The 21,470-nt window shown below is 61.0% G+C and carries 17 protein-coding genes and 2 pseudogenes; 11 read left to right on the plus strand and 8 right to left on the minus strand.

Annotated features, from left to right (window positions below; all coding sequences use genetic code 11):
• The first annotated feature begins 570 nt into the window (after positions 1 to 570).
• On the plus strand, positions 571 to 1,569 hold the full coding sequence (gene moaA / locus KGB20_RS22580; RefSeq protein ID WP_090456122.1) for a GTP 3',8-cyclase MoaA: 999 nt from the start codon (positions 571 to 573) through the stop codon (positions 1,567 to 1,569).
• A 5-nt stretch (positions 1,570 to 1,574) separates the two neighbouring features.
• On the plus strand, positions 1,575 to 2,474 hold the full coding sequence (locus KGB20_RS22585) for a bestrophin family protein (protein WP_154861957.1): 900 nt from the start codon (positions 1,575 to 1,577) through the stop codon (positions 2,472 to 2,474).
• Positions 2,475 to 2,602: 128 nt separating this feature from the next.
• Here the strand turns inward: KGB20_RS22585 and glp are convergent, their stop codons facing one another.
• Together glp and moaB are read right to left on the minus strand one after the other, a co-directional pair.
• The gene (gene glp, locus KGB20_RS22590; RefSeq protein ID WP_159390177.1) at positions 2,603 to 3,808 is read right to left on the minus strand and encodes a gephyrin-like molybdotransferase Glp; all 1,206 of its coding nucleotides are present in this window, start codon (positions 3,806 to 3,808) and stop codon (positions 2,603 to 2,605) included.
• Positions 3,805 to 4,344 (minus strand): molybdenum cofactor biosynthesis protein B, encoded by a 540-nt coding sequence (gene moaB / locus KGB20_RS22595; protein WP_154861959.1) that lies wholly within the window; start codon positions 4,342 to 4,344, stop codon positions 3,805 to 3,807. The genes glp and moaB overlap by 4 nt, the downstream gene beginning before the upstream one ends.
• Before the next feature lie 284 nt (positions 4,345 to 4,628).
• Here moaB and KGB20_RS22600 point away from each other — a divergent pair, with 284 nt between their 5' ends.
• The 6 genes from KGB20_RS22600 (at position 4,629) to KGB20_RS22625 (ending at position 10,162) form a co-directional block, all read left to right on the plus strand.
• Positions 4,629 to 5,519 (plus strand): LysR family transcriptional regulator, encoded by an 891-nt coding sequence (locus KGB20_RS22600; RefSeq protein ID WP_090456130.1) that lies wholly within the window; start codon positions 4,629 to 4,631, stop codon positions 5,517 to 5,519.
• A 227-nt stretch (positions 5,520 to 5,746) separates the two neighbouring features.
• Positions 5,747 to 6,253 carry a cyclic pyranopterin monophosphate synthase MoaC gene (gene moaC / locus KGB20_RS22605; protein ID WP_159390178.1) on the plus strand — a complete coding sequence of 169 codons (507 nt, stop codon included), beginning with the start codon at positions 5,747 to 5,749 and terminating at the stop codon, positions 6,251 to 6,253.
• Entirely contained in the window at positions 6,250 to 6,501 is a 252-nt protein-coding gene (gene moaD / locus KGB20_RS22610; RefSeq protein ID WP_090456136.1) for a molybdopterin converting factor subunit 1, read from the plus strand. The genes moaC and moaD overlap by 4 nt, the downstream gene beginning before the upstream one ends.
• Before the next feature lie 3 nt (positions 6,502 to 6,504).
• Entirely contained in the window at positions 6,505 to 6,993 is a 489-nt protein-coding gene (gene moaE, locus KGB20_RS22615) for a molybdopterin synthase catalytic subunit MoaE (protein WP_159390179.1), read from the plus strand.
• A 44-nt stretch (positions 6,994 to 7,037) separates the two neighbouring features.
• Positions 7,038 to 8,396: a chromate efflux transporter gene (gene chrA / locus KGB20_RS22620; RefSeq protein WP_154908580.1), complete on the plus strand. Its 1,359-nt coding sequence runs from the start codon at positions 7,038 to 7,040 to the stop codon at positions 8,394 to 8,396.
• Between the two features lie 482 nt (positions 8,397 to 8,878).
• Positions 8,879 to 10,162, plus strand: coding sequence for an NAD(P)/FAD-dependent oxidoreductase (locus KGB20_RS22625; protein ID WP_150814412.1), 1,284 nt, complete (start codon positions 8,879 to 8,881; stop codon positions 10,160 to 10,162).
• A gap of 208 nt (positions 10,163 to 10,370) precedes the next feature.
• On the opposite strand, the pseudogene KGB20_RS22630 reads toward KGB20_RS22625, so the two are convergent.
• Together KGB20_RS22630 and KGB20_RS22635 are read right to left on the minus strand one after the other, a co-directional pair.
• Positions 10,371 to 10,535, minus strand: a pseudogene (locus KGB20_RS22630) (DeoR/GlpR transcriptional regulator); the annotation flags it as partial.
• A 175-nt stretch (positions 10,536 to 10,710) separates the two neighbouring features.
• Entirely contained in the window at positions 10,711 to 11,499 is a 789-nt protein-coding gene (locus tag KGB20_RS22635) for a DeoR/GlpR family DNA-binding transcription regulator (protein ID WP_223533008.1), read from the minus strand.
• A gap of 442 nt (positions 11,500 to 11,941) precedes the next feature.
• Between KGB20_RS22635 and speF the strand changes: the two genes are divergently transcribed.
• A complete protein-coding gene (gene speF, locus KGB20_RS22640) occupies positions 11,942 to 14,125 on the plus strand; it encodes an ornithine decarboxylase SpeF (protein ID WP_159390181.1) in 2,184 nt (727 codons plus the stop codon).
• Positions 14,126 to 14,174: 49 nt separating this feature from the next.
• On the opposite strand, the gene ppk2 is transcribed toward speF, so the two are convergent.
• Both ppk2 and KGB20_RS22650 read right to left on the minus strand, forming a co-directional pair.
• On the minus strand, positions 14,175 to 14,993 hold the full coding sequence (ppk2, locus tag KGB20_RS22645; RefSeq protein ID WP_159390182.1) for a polyphosphate kinase 2: 819 nt from the start codon (positions 14,991 to 14,993) through the stop codon (positions 14,175 to 14,177).
• Positions 14,994 to 15,051: 58 nt separating this feature from the next.
• Positions 15,052 to 16,773, minus strand: coding sequence for a SulP family inorganic anion transporter (locus KGB20_RS22650; RefSeq protein ID WP_159390183.1), 1,722 nt, complete (start codon positions 16,771 to 16,773; stop codon positions 15,052 to 15,054).
• A 382-nt stretch (positions 16,774 to 17,155) separates the two neighbouring features.
• On the opposite strand from KGB20_RS22650, the gene KGB20_RS22655 reads away from it, so the two are divergent.
• Positions 17,156 to 17,608 carry a hypothetical protein gene (locus tag KGB20_RS22655; protein WP_090456151.1) on the plus strand — a complete coding sequence of 151 codons (453 nt, stop codon included), beginning with the start codon at positions 17,156 to 17,158 and terminating at the stop codon, positions 17,606 to 17,608.
• Positions 17,609 to 17,888: 280 nt separating this feature from the next.
• Positions 17,889 to 18,836 carry a helix-turn-helix transcriptional regulator gene (locus KGB20_RS22660; RefSeq protein ID WP_223473444.1) on the plus strand — a complete coding sequence of 316 codons (948 nt, stop codon included), beginning with the start codon at positions 17,889 to 17,891 and terminating at the stop codon, positions 18,834 to 18,836.
• 99 nt (positions 18,837 to 18,935) lie between these two features.
• Here the strand turns inward: KGB20_RS22660 and KGB20_RS22665 are convergent, their stop codons facing one another.
• Positions 18,936 to 20,855 carry a tyrosine-protein phosphatase gene (locus tag KGB20_RS22665; RefSeq protein ID WP_159390184.1) on the minus strand — a complete coding sequence of 640 codons (1,920 nt, stop codon included), beginning with the start codon at positions 20,853 to 20,855 and terminating at the stop codon, positions 18,936 to 18,938.
• Between the two features lie 273 nt (positions 20,856 to 21,128).
• Positions 21,129 to 21,470 (minus strand): annotated as a pseudogene (locus tag KGB20_RS22670) (hypothetical protein); the annotation flags it as partial.

Here is a 21,470-nt window from a genome sequence, read left to right on the forward strand (position 1 = left end):
TAAATCCGTTATCGGCGCAATATTTGTAGGAGCGAGCTCTGCTCGCGATGGACTCAAGAGCACCGCGTTCAGCCAGCACGCACGCGTAATCGTTAACGACCATCGCGAGCAGGCTCGCTCCTACACCTGCGCTCAACAAATCCGTTTTCAGCGCATTTTTTGTAGGAGCGAGCTCTGCTCGCGATGGACTCAAGAGCACCGCGTTCAGCCAGCAAGCACGCGTAATCGTTAACGACCATCGCGAGCAGGCTCGCTCCTACAACTGCGCTCAATAAATCCGTTATCGGCGCAATATTTGTAGGAGCGAGCTCTGCTCGCGATGGACTCAAGAGCACCGCGTTCAGCCAGCACGCACGCGTAATCGTTTACGACCATCGCGAGCAGACTCGCTCCTACATCTGCGCTCAATAAACCCGTTATCAGCGCAATATTTGTAGGAGCGAGTTCTGCTCGCGATGGACTCAAGAGCACCGCGTTCAGCCAGCAAGCGCGCGTAATCGTTAACGACCATCGCGAGCAGGCTCGCTCCTACACGGAACATTCATTCAATGCGTGCCAAGCGAGGGTGTCATGTCAGAACAAGTCTTGATCGATGGATTCTCCCGGCGCGTGGACTATCTGCGGATGTCGGTCACCGACCGCTGCGATTTCCGTTGCGTGTATTGCATGGCCGAGGACATGCAGTTTCTGCCCCGCCAACGGGTGCTGACCCTGGAAGAGATTTATCAACTTGCACAAAGCTTCGTGGCGCTGGGCACCCGCAAGATCCGCCTGACCGGTGGCGAGCCGCTGATCCGTCCGGGCGTGGTGCAGTTGTGCGAGAAGATCGCCGCCCTGCCCGGCCTGCGTGAACTGTGCATGACCACCAACGGTTCGCAGTTGGCCAAACTGGCCGGGCCGTTGTTCGAAGCCGGGGTCAAGCGCCTCAACATCAGCCTCGATTGCCTGGACCCGCAACGTTTTCGCGAACTGACCCGCACCGGTGACCTGGCGCAGGTCATCAAGGGCATCGACGCGGCCAACCAGGCGGGATTTCGCAACACCAAGCTCAATTGCGTGGTCATGAAAGGCCGCAACGACCATGAGATCAATGATCTGGTGAGCTTCGCCATCGACCGTAACCTCGACATCTCCTTCATCGAGGAAATGCCGTTGGGCACCATCGACGAGCACAGCCGCGCCGAATCGTTTTTCGCAAGTGCCCAGGTCCGCGAACGCATTGCCGAACGCTACACTTTGATTGATTCCGCCGAGTCGACCCAGGGTCCGTCGCGCTACTGGCGCCTGGCCGAGGCGCCGCAGATTCGCCTGGGGTTCATCTCACCCCACAGCCACAACTTTTGCGGCACCTGCAATCGGGTGCGGCTGACCGTGGAGGGACGCCTGCTGCTGTGCCTGGGCAATGAGCACTCCGTGGATCTCAAGGCGGTCTTGCGCAGCCACCCCGGACAGCCCGAGCGCCTGGAAAAAGCCATTATCGAGGCGATGAAACTCAAGCCTTATCGACACAACTTCGAAGTGAACGACGATGTTCAGGTCATTCGCTTCATGAACATGACGGGCGGCTGAAACCCATGATCGTGAGACCCAAACCCAACCTGATCGGCGTGCTGACGTCCCTCAAGGGTTCGATTGCCAAACGCATCGCCTGGCGCAGCCTGATGGTGACGCTGCTCGCCTCGGCCATCGTGCTCATCGAAACCTTGCATCCCAGCTACTTTTCCAAGGTCAGCGCCACGCCCTTCACGCTGCTGGGTTTGTCGCTGTCGATCTTCATGAGCTTTCGCAACAACGCCTGCTACGACCGCTGGTATGAAGCGCGCAAGGCCTGGGGCGATGTGATCGTGGAGATCCGCTCGATGATTCGTGAAACCCTGATGATCAAGGACACCGCTGAGCGCCACACGATCCTCAGCAACCTCTGCGGCTTCGCCCATGCCCTCAACGCGCGCCTGCGCCAGGAAAACGAGATGGCCGCCAGTGGCGACTGGCTGCACCCGATGCCCAAGGGCAACACCACGGACATCAGCGGGCAGATACTGATGCAGGTCGGTCAACAGTGCTCGTCACTCAACGAGTCCGGGGCGATCAACGACTGGCGCTACACGCTCATGGCCAACCATTTGACCAGCCTGACCCATGCCCAGGCCGTCTGTGAACGGATCAAGAACACCCCGTTACCCTTCCCTTACACCCTGCTGCTGCACCGCACCATCTACCTGTTCTGCATCCTCTTGCCCTTTGCCATGGCCGAACCCCTGGGCTGGCTGACACCGATTTTCACCGCGATTGTCAGCTACACCTTTTTCGGCCTGGATGCGATTGCCGATGAACTGGAAGACCCCTTCGGCCGCGACGAAAACGACCTGCCCACCGATGCCATCGTGCGCAATATCGAGCGCGATGTGCTGGCGGCCCTGGGTGTGACGGAACTGCCACCGCAACTGGAGCCGGTGGATTTTGTGTTGAACTGATTTTCAGGAAAAACACAAAACCTGTGGGAGCGGGCTTGCTCGCGAAGGCGTCAGGTCAGTCAACCTCTCTGTTGAATGTGCCGGCCTCTTCGCGAGCAAGCCCGCTCCCACAGGTATTTCAGGTGTATTCAGAACAGCTCGCTGAAGGGAATAAACCGCGCCGTGTCGCCAGCTTCCGGCGTGCAACCTTCCGGCACTTCCACCAGTCCATCGGCCCAGGATGCGCCCAGCAACACGCCGGAACTCTGGTTCGGATAAAGCACCGCGCGACCGGCTTCGAGTTTCGCCCGCAGGTACTCGCGGCGGCTTCCGGGTTTGGGCCAGGCAAAGCCGACCCTGACCGGGAAGCTCAAAGGCTCGACGTCTTCGACACCCTGAATTCGCAACAGATAAACCCGGGCCAACAGACCGAAAGTGACCAACGCCGATGTCGGATTGCCCGGCAGGCCAATCACCGGCACGCGGCCGAAGTGGCCCACGGTCAATGGCTTGCCGGGTTTGATCGAGAGTTTCCACAGCAACGGCTTGCCGCACTCGCGCAGTACCTGGCCGAGGCAGTCGGCGTCACCGGCGGACACGCCGCCCGTGCTGAGCATCAGGTCCGTCGTGTGTTGCAGCTGTTCGAGCTTGAGTCGCGTCTGGCGTGGCTCGTCGGGGAGAATGCCGGCCTCGATGACCTCGCAACCCAACGCATTCAACCAATGGCTCAACAATGTGCGGTTGCTGTTGTAGATGCTGCCGGGCTTGAGCGGTGTGCCCGGATCGACCAGTTCATTGCCGGTGGACAGCAACGCCACCCGTGGTCGCCGCACGACCTGCACATGGGTGCAGCCCTGCGCTGCCGCGACCGCCAGTTCGAACGGACCGAGGCGCTTGCCGGCGCGCAGCAGCACATCGCCGACGCGGTTCTCCTGACCTTGCGGGCGGATGTTGCTGCCGGCGCTCAATGGCTGCTTGAAGCGGATACGTCCGTCATCCAGTACTTGCGTGTTCTCCTGCATCTCCACGCCGTTGGCACCCGGCGGAACCGGGGCGCCGGTGAAGATGCGCGCGCAGGTTCCCGGTGCCAGTGCTTGGGGGGCGTGACCGGCAAATACCTGTTGCGACACGGTCAGCGGTGCCCCGTCCCAACCGTCGACATTCAGGGCATAGCCGTCCATGGCGCTGTTCGGCCACGGCGGCAGATCGAGGGTCGCCACCAGGTCATTGGCCAACACCCGTTGCCGTGCGGCACTGAGCGGCACCGCTTCACTGTCTTCAATCCTCTGTGCTTCGGCCATTGTCAGCAACCGTTCGATGGCATCCTCCACCGGCATCAAGGGTGAATAGCTCATCCCCGCGTCCCGCAAGCCTGCGTAGGCTTGAGGTGCGGTACGAAATTGCACGGCCGGTGGCGCGCGTCGAGTTGCTCGGCGAGGATGCCTTCCCACGCGGTGCGGCAGGCACCCGTGGAACCCGGCAGGCAGCAGACCAGCGTGCCATTGGCCAGCCCGGCCAATGCCCGGCTCTGCACCGTCGAGGTGCCGATGTCGAGGATCGAAATCGCCCGGAACAGCTCACCGAAGCCTTCGATCTGTTTATCCAGCAAACAGGCCACCGCCTCGGGTGTGCTGTCGCGGCCGGTAAACCCGGTGCCGCCCGTGATCAGCACCACCTGGATGCCGTCGTCGGCAATCCAGTTCGCCACCTGCGCGCGGATCTTGTACAGGTCGTCCTTGAGCAGGTTGCGCTCGCTGAGGGTGTGGCCGGCTTCCAGCAAACGACTGACGAGTAGTTGGCCGGAGGTGTCATTGGCATATTCGCGGGTATCGCTAACGGTCAACACGGCAATATTCAGGGGTATAAACAATGCATCCGGTTTGACGCTCATGGGGTTCTCCGGCAGATATTGATTAAATGACTTCCGGAGACTAATTCGATAATTCAAGCCGTGTCTAATCACTCTAACCAACCAGACTATCGAGCCAATCTATCAATATAAAAAGACCAGAAACAACAGCAATGATAGAGCCCGTCGATAACACCTTAGATAGCAGTGATTGGACGCACACCGAAGACAATGAGATCGTCTCGGCTCACGATTTCTGCCTCGCCTTGTGTCTTGCGCACCTGAGTCAATACTTAACCCTTCACTCCCCGCCAGCAGGTGCCGTCATGGACATCAAACAACTCAAGTTCCTGATCGCCCTGGAGCAGACCCGCCACTTCGGCCAGGCGGCCGCGCGCTGCCACATCACCCAGCCCACGCTGTCGATGCGCCTGCGCAACCTTGAGGATGAACTGGACCTGGTGCTGGTCACCCGAGGCCAGCGCTTCGAGGGTTTTACCGAGGCCGGCGAACGGGTGCTGGCGTGGGCCAGGACCCTGCTGGCCGCCCACGACGGGCTCTTCGCCGAGGCCGCCGCGTGCCGGGGCCAGCTCGTGGGCAACCTGCGCCTGGGGCTGGTACCCCTCAGCAGCTTCAACCCGGTCACCTACATTCAGGGCCTGTCCCGCAGCTTTCCCGAGCTCAAGTACAGCCTGTCGTCTTTAAGTTCCGACCAGATCATCGAGGGCCTTGGCAACAATCAGCTGGACCTGGGCGTGTGCTACCTCGATCACGTCAACCCGAGCTATTTCGAGTTTTTCGAGATCGGCGAAACCCGCGTCGGCCTGCTGTACGACAATCGTCACTTCCATTTCGACGGCACGCAAATGAGCTGGGAGGACGCCGCCGAACTGCCGCTGGGGATGCTCAGCAACGGCATGCACTACCGCAAATCCATCGACCTGAGCTTTCGCAGCCGCGGACTGGACCCGCAGCCGATCCTGGAAAGCGATTCGACTTACCAGTTGCTGCAGGCGATTCACGAGGGTTTCTGCTGCGCGATCATGCCGCTGGACAGTGGCCTGGAAGAGCCCATCGAACACCTGGCGTTCATCGAACTGCCGGATGCCAGCGTACTCGCGCCCCTGGGCCTGGTGATGCGCAAGACCGAACCGCGTTCGGCGATTGCCGAAAAGTGTTTCGCCGAAGCACGAACGTTATTCAGCCGGACTGACTGATCAAGTTTCGGCTTTATATAAAACCGAACCGGACATGTTTGCCCAGTTTGATAGACATCACCAATCGGCACATCGGAACAAGCGATTGGACGCTGTTTAAAGTTACCCGTAGCCTGAACTTAATTCAGCGCTTCGAGGTTCTTTTCATGTTGTGCCAAGTTGAACAAGCCGATGTTCGAAGCGACACCAATGCCCTCGCGCCCCAACCGTTAGCGCAGGAACCTCCCATGACAAACATTTCAGATGCATCGCCCAATGGCCTGACCCACCTCGACAGCCAGGGTCGCGCCAACATGGTCGATGTCAGCGAAAAAACCTCGACGCTGCGTGAAGCCCAGGCCCAGGCCTGGGTGCGGATGCGCCCGGAAACCCTGAAGCTGATTCAAAGCGACGGCCACCCCAAGGGCGACGTATTTGCCGTGGCGCGGATCGCTGGAATCATGGCGGCAAAGAAAACCCATGAGCTGATCCCGCTGTGCCACACCCTTCTGCTCAGTTCGATCCACGTCGAACTCAAGGCCTGCACTCCGGACAGCGTGAAAATCCTCAGTACGTGCCGCGTCGAGGGCCAGACCGGGGTCGAACTCGAAGCCCTGACCGCCGTCAGCGTGGCGGCGCTGACCCTCTATGACATGTGCAAGGCGGTGGATCGGGGCATGGTCATCGATGACATCCGCCTGCTGAGTAAACAAGGTGGCCGCTCCGGTCATTTCAAGTTCGAGGACGCGCAATGATCCTGATCAATTACTTCGCCCGCTACCGCGAGCAGCTCAACCTGGGCGGTGAAAAACTGCCCCTGACCGACAGCCTCAAGACCATCGAGGACGTGCGCCGACTGCTGATGGCTCGCGGTGAGGTGTGGAGCCATGTGCTGGGTGAAAGCAACCTGATGTGTGCACTGAACCAGGAGCTGTGCCATCCAGACCGGGTGATCGAGGACTATGACGAGATCGCCTTTTTTCCACCGGTCACCGGGGGTTGAGACATGACGGTTCGGGTCCAGCGTGAAATGTTCGACGTCGGCCGGCTGATCGACAGCCTGCAGGCAAACGATCCGGGGGTGGGTGCCGTGGTCAACTTCGTCGGCTATGTGCGCGACATCAATCAGGGTGAGGCGGTCAGCGGGTTGTTTCTGGAGCACTACCCGGGCATGACCGAACGTTCGCTGCAAAAAATCGTCGACAATGCCAGGGCCCGATGGCCATTGAACGCCGTGCAGATCGTGCATCGGATCGGCCCGTTGTCGATCAGCGAGCCGATCGTGTTTGTCGGCGTCAGCAGCCCCCATCGTCAAGCCGCTTTCGAAGCCTGTGCATTCATCATGGACTACCTGAAAACCGACGCACCGTTCTGGAAACGCGAAGACGTGGCGTCCGGCGCACGCTGGGTCGATGCCCGTGACAGCGACCGGTCAGCCGTCGAGCGCTGGGCAGATAGGCCGTATGAGGCGGCTATGCAACGCGCTCCGGCCTAGCTACAGTCATCGGCTCAAAGCTTTTCTGCACAAGGAGTTTCCGCTTGAGCCCCACGCCCTCCCCGATCACGCAACAGGATGTACTGCAACCCCGGTCCATCAGCCTGCGCGAAGCCTTCCTGTTCTGGCTCAAGCTTGGTTTCATCAGTTTCGGCGGGCCGGCGGGGCAGATTTCGATCATGCATCAGGAGCTGGTCGAACGCCGGCGCTGGATCTCCGAGCGGCGCTTTCTGCATGCCCTCAACTATTGCATGTTGCTGCCCGGGCCTGAGGCTCAGCAGTTGGCGACCTACATCGGCTGGCTGATGCACCGGACCTGGGGCGGTGTGATCGCTGGCGTGCTGTTTGTATTGCCTTCGCTGTTCATCCTGATTGCGCTGTCCTGGGTGTACATCGCCTTTGGTGACGTGCCCGTGGTCGCCGGACTGTTCTACGGGATCAAGCCTGCGGTCACGGCAATCGTGGTGCAGGCGGCTCACCGGATCGGCTCGCGGGCGCTGAAGAACGGCTGGTTATGGGGCATCGCCGCCGCGTCCTTCGTGGCCATCTTCGTGCTCAATGTGCCGTTTCCGTTGATCGTGCTCGGCGCGGCGGTCATCGGTTATTTCGGCGGGCGACTGGCACCGGAAAAATTCAGGACCGGTGGCCACAGCGCTGCGAAACGCTCCTACGGCCCGGCAGTGATCGACGACGACACCCCAACCCCCGGACACGCCCGCTTCAGTGGCTGGAAACTGGCGCGTCTGGCCGTGATCGGTGCGATCTTGTGGACACTGCCCATGGCCATGCTCACCGCACTGTTCGGCTGGGAAGGCACGCTGACCCAGATGGCCTGGTTCTTCACCAAGGCCGCGCTGCTGACCTTTGGCGGCGCCTACGCGGTGTTGCCGTACGTCTACCAGGGCGCGGTCGGCCACTACGGATGGCTGACGCCGACGCAGATGATCGACGGCCTGGCGCTCGGTGAAACCACACCAGGTCCGTTGATCATGGTTGTCGCCTTCGTCGGTTTTATCGGCGCCTACGTGCATCAGGTCTTCGGCCCGGATCAGGCCTTCGTTGCCGGCGCCATCGCCGCATCGCTGGTGACCTGGTTCACCTTCCTGCCCTCGTTCCTGTTCATCCTCGCCGGCGGGCCGTTGGTGGAATCGACGCACAACGAACTCAAGTTCACCGCGCCACTGACGGCCATTACGGCCGCCGTGGTGGGCGTGATTCTCAACCTGGCCTGTTTCTTTGCCTACCACGTGCTGTGGCCCAAAGGCTTCGAAGGAGCACTGGACTGGCCTTCGCTGCTGATCGCGATAGTCGCGGGCGTTGCATTGCTTGGATTCAAGCGCGGGGTGATCGAGGTGTTGATCGGCTGCGGGTTGATCGGCCTGGGTGTGCACCTGATGTTCTGAATCAAACATTTACACGCGCCGCAATCCTCCCTAGTATCCAGCCATCCCCCGGATGGCTTGTGCTACTGGCCACCGACGATTTCCGCCGCCGGAAACCTGCGCCATGCGTACTTTGCCGTCAGAACAGCACCTGCTGAACCTCTCGATCCAGGCCACCTCGCTGCTGGCCGTGGACGGCATTGCATGAAGCGCATCGTCAACCTGCCCATGGCCCTGCGCCGCTCCAAACTGCGTCACTCCGCACGTCCGCCGGATAGCGCCCTGCTCGCCTGATCGGCGAGCCCCCTCCTTCGCTATCCCGGTACGCGTGAACCCTGCTCAGCCATACACAGAACCTGTGGGAGCGGGCTTGCTCGCGAAAGCGGTGTGTCAGTCACCTCAAGTGCTGGATGTGCGGGCCTCTTCGCGAGCAAGCCCGCTCCCACAATGACTGTGCTCACCTGACCGGCATTGGTTTCTCCCAATTCTGCCTGGACACCGACATGACTCAACGTTGCAATTCCTACTACACCGCCACCCTCAACCAGGATACCGATTACCCGACGCTGCAAGGCCGGCACCGGGTTGACGTGGTGATCATCGGCGGCGGTTTCACTGGCGTGGCCACTGCCGTCGAGCTGGCGGAAAAAGGCCTGAAGGTCGCCATCGTCGAAAGCCACAAGATCGGCTGGGGTGCCACCGGGCGCAATGGCGGCCAGGTCACCGGCAGCCTGTCGGGCGATGAAGCCATGCGCAAACAGATGCGCCGCACCATCGGTGATGAAGTCGATGATTTCATCTGGAACCTGCGCTGGCGCGGGCACCAGATCATCCGGCAGCGCGTGGAAAAATACGGCATCGCCTGCGACCTCAAGCACGGCCACCTGCATGCGGCGTACAAACCCGCGCACATGGCCGGCTTGCGCAAGGATTACGAAGAGGCGGTGCACCGTGGCATGGGCGACGAGGTCAGCCTGCTCGACCGCAGCCAGGTGCGCGATCTGCTGCAAAGCGACCTCTACCACGGCGCGATCAAGAACACCCGCAACATGCACCTGCACCCGCTCAACCTGTGCATCGGCGAGGCCCGCGCAGCCGAAAGCCTCGGTGCGTTGATCTTCGAGAACAGCGAAGTGCTGGAGATCATCCATGGGGACACGCCTGGAGTGCGCACCGCCCACGGACACATCGACGCCAACCAGGTGCTGCTGGCCGGCGACGTCTACCACAAGCTGGAACCGGGCAAGCTCAAGGGCAAGATTTTCCCGGCCATGGGCGGCATCGTCACCACTGCGCCTCTGGGCGATCTGGCCAGACAGATCAACCCCGAAGACCTGGCGGTCTATGACTGCCGCTTCGTGCTCGATTACTACCGCCTCACCGCTGACGGTCGCCTGTTGTTCGGGGGCGGCGCCAACTACAGCGGCAAGGATTCGCGCGACATCGCCGCCGAGCTGCGTCCGTGCATCGAGCAGACCTTCCCGGCGCTCAAAGGCGTGGCCATCGATTACCAGTGGAGCTGCGCGATGGGCATCGTGATCAACCGCATCCCACAACTGGGCAAGCTGTCGGACAACGTCTGGTATTGCCAGGGCTACTCCGGCCACGGCATCGCCACCACCCACATCATGGGCGAAATAATGGGCCGTGCGATCACCGGGCAGCTGGAACAGTTCGACACCTTCGCCGCCTGCCAGCACATCCGCGTGCCCATGGGCGACCTGCTCGGCAACCCGATGCTCGCCGCCGGCATGTGGTACTACCAGATGCTTGAGCGACTGCGCTGAGGTTACCGGCCAATACATTCAACATGGATGTTGTTTGTGCTGGCCTCGATATTTGAGCTCGACATCAATCCCTGTGGGAGCGGGCTTGCTCCGGGCGGCGATCCGACGAAGGGGTCGGTACATTCAACACATATTCAGCGGCAGTCACACCGCCTTCGCGAGCAAGCCCGCTCCCACAGTTTGATCTTCGGTGGACACAAAAAAGTGCTCAAGCCTGCGCCTGCACCACCTCAATCCCCAGCCCCCGGTAGTCCTCGACATTGCCAGACGCCACATGCCGTTCGGTGATCAGCGTGTGCACGCGGTTGCAAGGCGCGACGACAAAGGGTTCCACCGCCCCGAGTTTGTCCGCCGTGGTGACGGCAATCACGTGTTTGTGCTGGCCTCGATACTTGAGCTCGACATCAATCCCTGTGGGAGCGGGCTTGCTCGCGAAGGGGTCGGTACATTCAACACATATTCAGCGGCAGTCACAGCGCCTTCGTCGGATCGCCGCCCGGAGCAAGCCCGCTCCCACAGTTTGATCTTCGGTGGACACAAAAAACTGCTCAAGCCTGCGCCTGCACCACCTCGATCCCCAGCCCCCGGTAGTCTTCAACATTGCCAGACGCCACATGTCGTTCGGTGATCAGCGTGTGCACGCGGTTGCAAGGCGCGACGACAAAGGGTTCCACCGCCCCGAGTTTGTCCGCCGTGGTGACGGCAATCACGTGAGAGGCACAGTCGAGCATCGCCTGTTTCACCGGCACTTCATCAAAATGCAGTGAGCTCAAGCCCACCTGCGGGTGAATCGCGCAAACCCCGGTAAACAGCAGGTCGGCCTTGATGCCCGCCAGCAACCGCAGGGTTTCGTGACCGCTGGCCGACATCGTCACCGGGTTGAGCTGGCCGCCCGCAAGAATCACCTTGATGCCTTTGTATTCGGACAAGGTGATGGCGGTCATCGGCGACGCGGTGATCGCGGTAATGGCGATGTCCCCCGGCAGCGAACGCGCGATCTGCAAGGTGGTAGTGCCGGAATCGAACACCACGATCTGACCGTCTTGCACCCGTCGCGCAGCCAGTTGCGCCAGATGGGTTTTCACCTCATCGGTTTCACTGATCCGGGTGAAATAGTCCTTGCCCGTGTCCTTGGGACGCGGCAACGCCCCGCCGTGTACCCGCTGCACCAGGCCGACACTGGCCAGTTCCGCCAGATCCCGGCGGATGGTGTCTTCGGACACCGCGAAATGCTGGCTCAACTCCGAGGCCATGACCTTGCCGTCACGTTCGAGGATCAACAGGATTTTTTGCCGGCGTACGGATGGAAGTTCGGCAGCGGAATGGTTGTCGTGCATGTTTTTGCCCGCTTATGCGTGAAATTGCGCTCTTCGGCGAGATTAGCCAAAGCATGGGACAAACACAAACGGGCGGCCGGGCAAACACCTCCAAGTATCATTTTTTTCGATCTTTCAAATCATTATGCCGAATTTTTTATTTTGCTGTGACCTGTTCAAGATGGCGCCGTCACTCATGTTTCGGATGGAAACCTCATGAATATCAATTTTGCTTTTGCGTGCATGATCGTGGTCTCGTTCACGATTGCGCTGGTACACGCCTGACCGACAGGTCGTGAGACGTCAAGTTGTGCAAGGTCGCGGTAAAACGCCTGACAGATCAGAAATATGCTCTATAACCAGTGGTGACATGATTTCCGATCAGGGGAACTGGAAGGCTCCCTCGGAAGTTGCTCTCTAAAAAAGCCGCGGACAAATGAGTGCCCGCCAGGAGACACCACCCATGAAAGCTCTGAAAATCGCCGCCAGCGATGGCACCTCCGAATGTTTCCTGAACACCCGGGAGGTGGTCCCGCTCAGTCAAACCGACTTCACCGACGTCGCCGTGGCCGTGGTGTCGGTCAATGATGTGTTGGCTGGAGCGTTGGACGTCATTCAGCGCACCGGTTTTGATGTGCCGATTTTCCTGGTGCCGTCCCCCGGCACCAGCACCCGCCCCCGGGAGGTCTACAAACACCTCAATGACGTGCTGCTGCAAGTGAACGGCATCTTCGACCTGTCCCCCAGTAACGTCGAATACCATGGCAACCAACTGGAGACAGCGGCCAAAGCCTATGAAGAAAGCCTGCTGCCGCCCTTCTTCGATTCGCTCAAACGGTACACCGAGGCGGCCAACGCAACCTTTGCCTGCCCCGGTCACCAGGGCGGCCAGTTCTTTCGCAAGCATCCGGCGGGGCGACAGTTTTTCGATTTTTTCGGCGAGACGCTGTTTCGCGCCGACATGTGCAACGCCGACGTCAAGCTCGGCGACCTGCTGATCCACGAAGGCCCGGCGCTGCTGGCGCAGAAACACGCCGCGCAGGTGTTCAACGCCGACAAGACCTACTTCGTGCTCAACGGCACCTCGGCGTCGAACAAGGTGGTGACCAACGCCCTGTTGACCCCCGGCGATCTGGTGCTTTTCGACCGCAACAACCACAAATCCAACCACCAGGGCGCGCTGTTGCAGGCCGGCGCCACGCCGGTGTATCTGGAAACCGCGCGCAACCCCTACGGCTTCATCGGCGGCATCGACGCCCACTGTTTCGACGAAGACTATCTGCGCGAACTGATCGCCGAAGTCGCCCCGGACAAGGCGCAACTGCCACGGCCGTTCCGCCTGGCGATCATTCAACTGGGCACCTATGACGGCACCGTCTACAACGCCCGCCAAGTCGTCGACCGCATCGGCAAGCTGTGTGACTACATCCTGTTCGACTCGGCGTGGGTCGGCTACGAGCAGTTCATCCCGATGATGAAAGACTGCTCGCCGCTGTTGCTCGACCTCAACGAGAACGACCCGGGCATCTTCGTCACCCAGTCGGTGCACAAACAGCAGGCCGGTTTTTCCCAGGCCTCCCAGGTGCACAAGAAGGACCGCCACATCAAAGGCCAGGCGCGCTATTGCAACCATCACCGGCTCAACAACGCGTTCATGGCCCAGGCGTCCACCAGCCCCTTCTACCCGCTGTTCGCTTCGCTGGATGTGAATGCGCGCATTCACTCGGGCCGCAGCGGCCTGCGCCTGTGGGAAGACTGTGTGAAGTTCGGCATCGAAGCGCGCAAGTTGATCCTCGAAGCCTGCACCATGGTCCGCCCGTTCGTGCCGGATACCATTGAAGGGCGCGCCTGGGAAGACTATCCAACCGAAGACATTGCCAATGACATCCGCTTCTTCGAGTTCCATCCCAAGGACCGCTGGCACGCCTTTGCCGGCTACGCCGAGAAGCAGTACTTCATCGACCCGTGCAAGTTGCTGTTCACCACGCCGGGCATCGACCCGGTGGATGGCAGCTACACCGACTTCGGCATTCACGCCGGCATCCTGGCCAACTTCCTGCGCGAGAACGGCATCGTTCCGGAAAAATGCGACCTCAACTCCATCCTGTTCCTGCTCACCCCGGCCGAAGACTGGGCGAAGATGACCCACCTGGCCGCGCAGATCGCCCGCTTCGAACGCTTCATCAGCGATGACGCACCGATGAGCCGGGTGCTGCCGGCCATCTACGCGCAGCATCAGGAGCGCTATCGCAACTACACCATTCGCCAGCTCTGCCAGGAAATGCACGACCTGTACCGCCACCACAATGTGCAGCAGTTGCAGAAGGACATGTTCCGCAAGGAACACTTCCCGAAAAAGGCCATGAACCCGCAGCAAGCGCAAATCGAGTACATCCGCGGCAACGTCGAACTGGTGGCGTTGGCGGATGCCGACGGGCGCATTGCGGCCGAGGGTGCGTTGCCTTATCCGCCGGGGGTGCTGTGCGTGGTGCCGGGTGAAATCTGGGGAGGCGCGGTGCTCAAGTACTTCCTGGCGTTGGAGGAAGGCATCAACCGCTTGCCCGGGTTCACACCGGAACTGCAGGGCGTGTACCTGAAGCAGGAAGGCGGGCGTACCCGGGCGTATGGGTACGTGATCAAGGCCTGATGGCATGCAGCAGGAGCTGGCGTGGGCCGGCTCCTGCCCAATGCATCGATCAGAATTTTTCCGGGATGTACTTGAACGGATAGTTCGGATCCCGATAGTTTCCGGGACTTTGGCGTTTGGGCAGTTTCACTTTTGCCCGCGGTATTTCTTCATAAGGAATACTGTTCAGCACATCACTGATGATGTTCAGTCGCGCCCGTCGCTTGTCATTCGAGTTGGCGACCCGCCACGGGGCGAATTCGGTGTCGGTGAATTTGAACATGTCGTCCCGGGCACGGGAGTAGTCGTACCAGCGGTTATAGGACTTGAGGTCCATGGGTGACAGCTTCCAGATCTTGCGCCCGTCGGTGATACGCGACTTGAGGCGTCGGGTCTGCTCCTCCTGGCTCACTTCAAGCCAGTACTTGATCAGGATGATTCCCGATTCGACCAGTGCCTGCTCGACGCGCGGCACCCCGGTGAGAAAGGTGTGCACCTGCTCGTCGCTGCAGAACCCCATGACCCGCTCGACACCGGCGCGGTTGTACCAGCTGCGATCGAAGATCACCACTTCACCGGCCGCCGGCAGGTGCGGCAGATAACGTTGCACATACATCTGGCTTTTTTCCCGCTCGGTCGGTGCCGGCAGCGCCATCACCCGGAACACCCGCGGACTGACCCGTTCGGTCAACGCCTTGATTGTCCCACCCTTGCCGGCGCCATCACGGCCCTCAAAGACGATGCAGACCTTGGCGCCCGAGTGCTGCACCCACTCTTGCAGCTTGACCAGCTCGACATGCAGCCGCGCCAGTTCCTCGAGATAATCCTTGTTCTTTAGCTTGCCGCTTTCGACCGGTTTGCTTTTGGTTGCCGCCTTCTTCTTTGCCATGCCCGTTACCTCCTTCAATGCGTTACACAGTGTCCGGAACGCGCCCGGCCGCGTTCATTCAGCGTCGGCTGCGCTGGTAATGTTCAACCGCCTGTTCCAGGTTCAGGAACATGCGCGCCTCGCCCAGCACATGGCCCAGGGGTGCCTTGATGACCATGTCCCATACGCCCGGACTCATGCCCACCAGCCACAGTGAAATGCCTTTCTCTCTCATGCGCTGCTCCGCGCCGGTGAGCATTTTCAGCGCGGTGTATTCCAGGTCGAACACACTGCGCAGGTCCAGGACCACGACCTTGGGGTTCGCCACGTCAATCAGCGGCCGGATCTTGTCGGCGATGCGCTCGGCATTGGCGAAGAACACCCGGCCTTCGGGCCTGAGCAACAGCAATCCGTCAAAGTGTTCGTCGTCTTCGTTGTCGGTGGCCTGCGGACGATAGACGTTGGTGCCAGGCTTGCGTCCCAGTACGTGCACGGGCGGGTCCGAGACCTGGTAGGCCAGGGCCAGCAACGAGACGATAATCGCCACGACGATCCCTTGCAGCGTGCCCAGCAGTATCACGCCGATCATGGCCACCACGGCCCAGGCAAATTCGGTACGGCGAACCGACAGGATTTCGCGAAATTGCGCCGGTTCGATCAGGCCCACCGAATACACGATCACCACGGCGGCGAGCGTGGCGTTGGGCATCAGGCCAATGAGCGGTGCCAGCAGCAGGCAAGTGCCCAGCGCCAGTGCGGCGGTGACCAGTGCGGCCAGTTGCGAACGGGCGCCGGCCAGGCGGTTCACTGCCGTCTGGGTGGTCCCGCCACCGGCGACCATGGCCCCGAGAAACGCGCCACCGATGTTGGCAACGCCTGTGGCCAGCAGTTCCCGATTCGGTTGTGGCGCGGGCTCGTCACTGCGGGCGAAAGCGCGTCCCGCCGCGATGGTTTCGGTGAAACTCATCAGCGCGATACCCATCGCCGAGGACCACAGGGTTTCGACCATCGACCAAACCGGCAGGGTCGGTGCGGGCAACCCGATCGGCACCACGCCGACGGCGGACACACCAAAGCGCTCCAGGCCAAACAGGCTCATGCCGATGATGCCAAGCGCCACCGCAATCAAAGGTGCGGGCAGCCGGGGCGTAAAACGCTTCATGCCCACCAGCAGCAGGACCATGAACACACCGACCGCCACGGTCGGCAGCGAGGCATGGCCGACGCTCTGGACCGTGGCCACCAGATTGTGCAGGAAGCCGCCTTTGTCGATGTGCGTGCCCAACAGCTTGGGCAACTGGTCGAGCACGATGACCACGCCGATGCCGGCCTTGAAACCCACCAGTACCGGCTCGGAAATGAAATTGGCGACGAAACCCAGGCGCAGCAACCCCGCGACAATCAGGATCGCACCCACCATCAGGGCCAGCGTGGCGGAACCGGCGAGCAAGGTCGCCGCATCGCCATCGGGGCTGATCTGGCCCAACGCGGAGCCGGCGAGAATGGCCAGGGTGGTCGTGGTGCTGACGCTAAGCGGGCGCGACGTGCCGAGCACGGCATAGATCACCATCGGTACCAGCGCCGTGTACAGCCCGACCTGCACCGGCAGGCCGGCAATGGTGGCGTACGCCAGCGCCTTGGGAATGACCACGGCCGCTGCCGTCAGCCCCGCGACCACATCGCTGCGCAGCCAGTCTGGCCGGTAGCTGCCGAGCCACTCCGGGATCAACAGGCTGCGCAAGGTTCTCCGCTGTGGAGTGCCTGGAATCCGCTCTTGCGGATGGCTGCCTTGTTGATTCATCGGTCACTCCAGTGGCAAATCTTCCATGCGGATGATGAGTGGGCTCGACTGACCGCACAATCCTTTAACTGCACGCGCAACCATTGCAAACCCTCAAAGGCATCGAAGCGCGTGTGCCGGCGGGCAATCAGCTCAGGTTGAGGAAATTCCAAGGGTGGGGCATGGGTTGAATACACCGGCAAACGTCCGGGCAATCGGGCTCGGTAGATTACAAATGTAGCCGGTTTGCGCGGCGATGAAGGGATTCGTTGATTGAGCCCGAATACCTCCAACACGTCCTTCCTGAAAGTGGAAGCCTCGTATGGACGACGTCATGAAAGCGATAAATGAGCTATACCCGCTAATTCTCCCCATTGCAGTTCTTCAACTCAGGAGTTTGGCAATGAAGCTCAAAACCTCACTGGCAGCACTCGTGGTTGCGGCAAGCCTTTTCGGCTGCACCACTTCTTCGACCCACGGCGTGAACGTTAACCTGGTCGCCACCCGGCAAAACGCCGGTCAGATCGGCACCGTCACCTTGACCGACTGGGACAAGAAAACCGGACTCAGTTTCTTCATCAGCGGTGCTCCAATGGGGGTTACGCTGCCCCTGCGTCTTTACTCTTTCATCAATAACGGCACCTGCCAGCAACCCGGGTCAGTCGCCTACGCGATGAACGACACCGTCAACACCGAACGCCAACCCGTACGCGGCTGGTCTTTTACCAGAACCGCGCCTGTGCCGTTGCAAACCCTGCTTGACGGCAAGTATTCGGTGGTCGTGCGAACGGCTTCGACCGATGGCAACGTCGATATTTTTTGCGGGGATATCAAGGCAACAGAACCGGTGAAATAGCCGCGGCCATTGCAGGCCGCCCACGCCCCGGTACCGCTCGTGCCACCCGTTGTGCGGTGCGAGCGGTGGCGTCGGGTGAACGGAGCCGGCGACGACAGTGGCAACAACCGGTAACAAACCTGTCATTAGTCACTGATAACGTCCTAGCGCTTTCCCGAACCGCATCCGTTCGAACTCCGATCGGCAGTTCCCCGTACCGGGCTTTGCCCAACCGCTCAAGGTGACACTACAGGTGTACTCAAGCACGACGCGCAAGCAAATCATCATCAGGTCCAACGACATGAGCTGTGACGACTTTGGCGCGTTGTTCTTGAACCTGTTCGGCAACCTTTACTCCGACTCTGCGCCGCCGCCAAAAAGCATCAGCATCGGCGGGGTCTACGGCAGACACGAAGGTGTCAGCTTTCGTCGCATGCACTTTCACGGTGACTTCACGGTGGCATTTCCCGCCCCCCTTGATGAAATCACGTTCGTCATTCCCACCGCCGGCAAGATCATCTTCAACCACGTCACCGAGTCGGTTGGCTTCGCCCAGATCGGCCTGGCCATCGACAAGGCCGAGGTCCGCTCGGCGCGCTTTGTCGACAATCATGCGCAACACGGGATCTCGATCAGCCGGGCGCTGATCACCGAACGACTGTCGATGTTGCTCGGCAAGCCGATCCTGCAAAAAATCTGTTTTGAGCCCGTGGTGGATCTGAGCGTACCCGCCTTGCAGGGCATCAAGGCGCTGGTGGACCTGGCCACCGGAACCGAGTTCGACCTGCTGATCAATACGGGCTCGCTGATGCCCTCACGCCTTCGCGAAATGCTGGTCGACGCGGTGCTCGAAACCTGGCCGCACAACTTCACCGAGGCCCTTCAGCGCCCCTCCCCACTGATAGCGCCGCGACATGTGAAACTGGCCGTCGAGTACATTCAGGCGCATCCCGACCGACTGGCCAGCGGTACCGAACTGGCGCAATTGACCAACGTCAGCCTGCGCGCATTGCAGGAGGGTTTTCAGCGTTTCATGGGCACTTCAATCGTTGCCTATCAGCGCCAGGTACGCCTGGAGCGCGCCTTTGCCGCGCTGTCCCAGGGTGTGTCGCCTTCGGTCACGGACGTGGCCTTGCAACACGGCTTCAGCAATGTCGGCCGGTTTTGCCAGTATTTCCAGAGTGCCTACGGCATCAGTCCCGCAGACGTGAGAAAAGGCCGGCGAACGCGACCCATGGCGACCAATTGAGGATGTGTGGGAGAAAGCGGAGTGTCAGCCGCCCTATTCGTTGGCTGTGAGTTGGCCTTCGCGAGCAGGCTCACTCACACAGATTGCCTTGACTGATCGTCAGAACAGATAACTGGCCTTCAACCCGCCATTGAAGCCGTGGCTGTCGCCGCCACCGCTGGCGCCGATTTGCGCACCCACGCTCCATGGGCCCAGGTTGGCCATGACATTGACGCCACCGGTGAACTGGTCACGGTTGTCGAAGGCGGCTTGCTGTTCGATGTCCAGGCCCAGCAGTTGCCCTTCGCTGTCGACTTCATGGTCGCCCAACACATGCTCGTAGCCCACTTGCACACCCGGCACCACTTGCCAGGCACCGAGGCTGACAGGTGCAAAGGATGCGTTGAGGTTGGCCACCGCGCTCTTGCGGGTCTCGTGGATGCCGTCGACGTCCAGGGCCAGTTCGCTGCCCTTTTCCTGGAAGCCCGACAGGTTGACGCGGCTGACCCGCACACCGAGGCTCGGCTCGAGGGTCACGCCGTTCACCGGCACACGGTAACCGAGCGCCAGGGTCGCGCCGGTGAGGTTGCCATGGCTGTCGCCCCTGGCCGTGCCCAGACCGCCGCCGAGTTCTCGCTTGCTCTCGTAATCGAGATAGCCGGCGCTGGCATTGGCATCCACAAACAGGCCACGTTCCAGACCGTTCGGCGCAAAGCGTGCGCCGACGCTGAAGAAGGTCAGGTCGGTATCGGCTTCGCCACCTGCACCACCGACATTGCCGCTGCTGTAGCCGAAGCCGGCATGGGCGCTGAGCTGTTCGGAAAAGCGCTGGGTCAGGCCAATCATCATGCCCTGGCTATGCTCGTTGCTGCTGGAGGCCTGGGACGAACCATCCGTGCCCAGGTACCCCGCCAGGGCGGTGCTCCACAGGCGATATTGCCCGGCCTTGAGGTCGATGCCGCTGGTGAACGGCGCGGCGGCCTGTTCGATCATCGCGCCCTGACGCAGCAGGTAGCTCGCGGCGTCGGCGTGCACCTGACCGCCGACGGTGGACTCCACGCCCCCGAGGCTGCGGGCATCGATGGCCGACTGCAGGTAGTAGTTGTAGGCGCTGTAGGTGCCCGACAGGTTGCTGTTCTGCAGTTGCTGCAACAACTGCGCGCCGGCCGCGGCGTTGCCGGCCAGGTCCGCTGCGCCAGGCAGGCTGTTGTAGAACACCATCTTGCCGCGCAGCACGTAGATGGTTTCCTGGGACAGGCCGAGGCCTTGCTTGAGGTAGTTATCCATCGTGCCGTATTGCGCGGTCACCTCGTCCAGGCCGGCTTGCAGGTAACTGGCCTCCACACCGATCAGCGGCCCATAGATGGTCGCCAGGCTCGGTGGCAACGCCGCCAGGGTCGCCTTGATGCGCGCGGCGGTGTAGTCGTTGGTCGCCAGGTAGTTGCTCATGATGGTGGCATCGTCGACCCCGGCGATGCTTTGCAGCACGGCGGCGGTCCAGCCCGTACGGTCCTTGCCGGCGGTGCAATGGAACAGCGCGGCGCCGTCGACCGTGGCCAGTTCATTGAACAGCTGGTTGAACTCGCTGCGCATCCCCGGGTTGCGGACGAAATCACGGTTGGTGTCCTGCATCATTGCGGTGGCTTCGGCGGCGCTGTGGAACGCAACGTTGGTGATGTTCGCACCCGACGTGGAGCCACCGATGATGTCGATGTTGGTGTACGTCGCACCCGTGGGCATCGTGTCGGGCGTGGCGGCGATTTCGGTTGGCGTGCGCAGGTCGTAGACCGCCTTGATGCCCATACCGTTGAGGGTTACCAGATCCGCCGCCGATGGCGTCAGCGCGTTGGAGCGGTAAAACACCCCGCCACGCATGGTGCCGTCATTGGCCGTGGAATACGCGGTGGCAAGACCGGCGACATCGCGCAGGTTATCGATGCTCTTCAGGCGAGGAGTGTTGAGGGGGACAGTCTCGGCCGCCTGGGCGGCAGCGATGGACAGGCTCAAAACAGACAGCGAACACACAAGTCGTTGGAACACAGTGCAGCCTCATTGAAATCGCGTTGGGCTGACTAATATCTACAATGAAATGGCGTTGAACATGACAAATCGCCCGCGAACGCAAATCACTGCGCGATGTGTCCAGGCGGCTCGTTTTCTGTCCGTGTAATGCCCGCTGGGGGGGGCTGGTTGAGGGTGATGTGCCTGGCGGGGAACGCGGTGTGTGGTGGCCGGTGGTCAATTTCCAGGTATAAAAAAACCCGCCTTCCAGCGGGTTTTTTGCTTTTCAGAAACTGATCTGTCGCCGCGAACTCAATGGGCTTTTTTCGAGGTCGACTGCCCGGCTTTACTCAAGCCCTTGGTGTTGTGCTCACCCGGCGTCGAGGCCGAAATAGCCCTGGCCTTGGAGATGCCGCGAGTATCTTTGGAATGGGCGATGCCTGAGGTCGTGGTGCCATGACCGTTATCATCGTTGCGCTCACTACCGTAGTGGTTCCCGCTCAGGCCATGGTCGCGCACGGATTTGCCGGCATGGTCGCTGTCCAGCCCGTTGCCGCGGCCGTTACTGCCGGAGTGGCCTGTACCGGCGTGTCCGCCCCCCATACCGCCGCCGTGACCTGCGCCGTTTCCGCCGCCATTGCCACCGCCATTACC

The sequence above is a fragment of the Pseudomonas sp. BF-R-30 genome, assembly GCF_019956175.1.
In the GTDB taxonomy this organism is placed as follows: domain Bacteria; phylum Pseudomonadota; class Gammaproteobacteria; order Pseudomonadales; family Pseudomonadaceae; genus Aquipseudomonas; species Aquipseudomonas jessenii.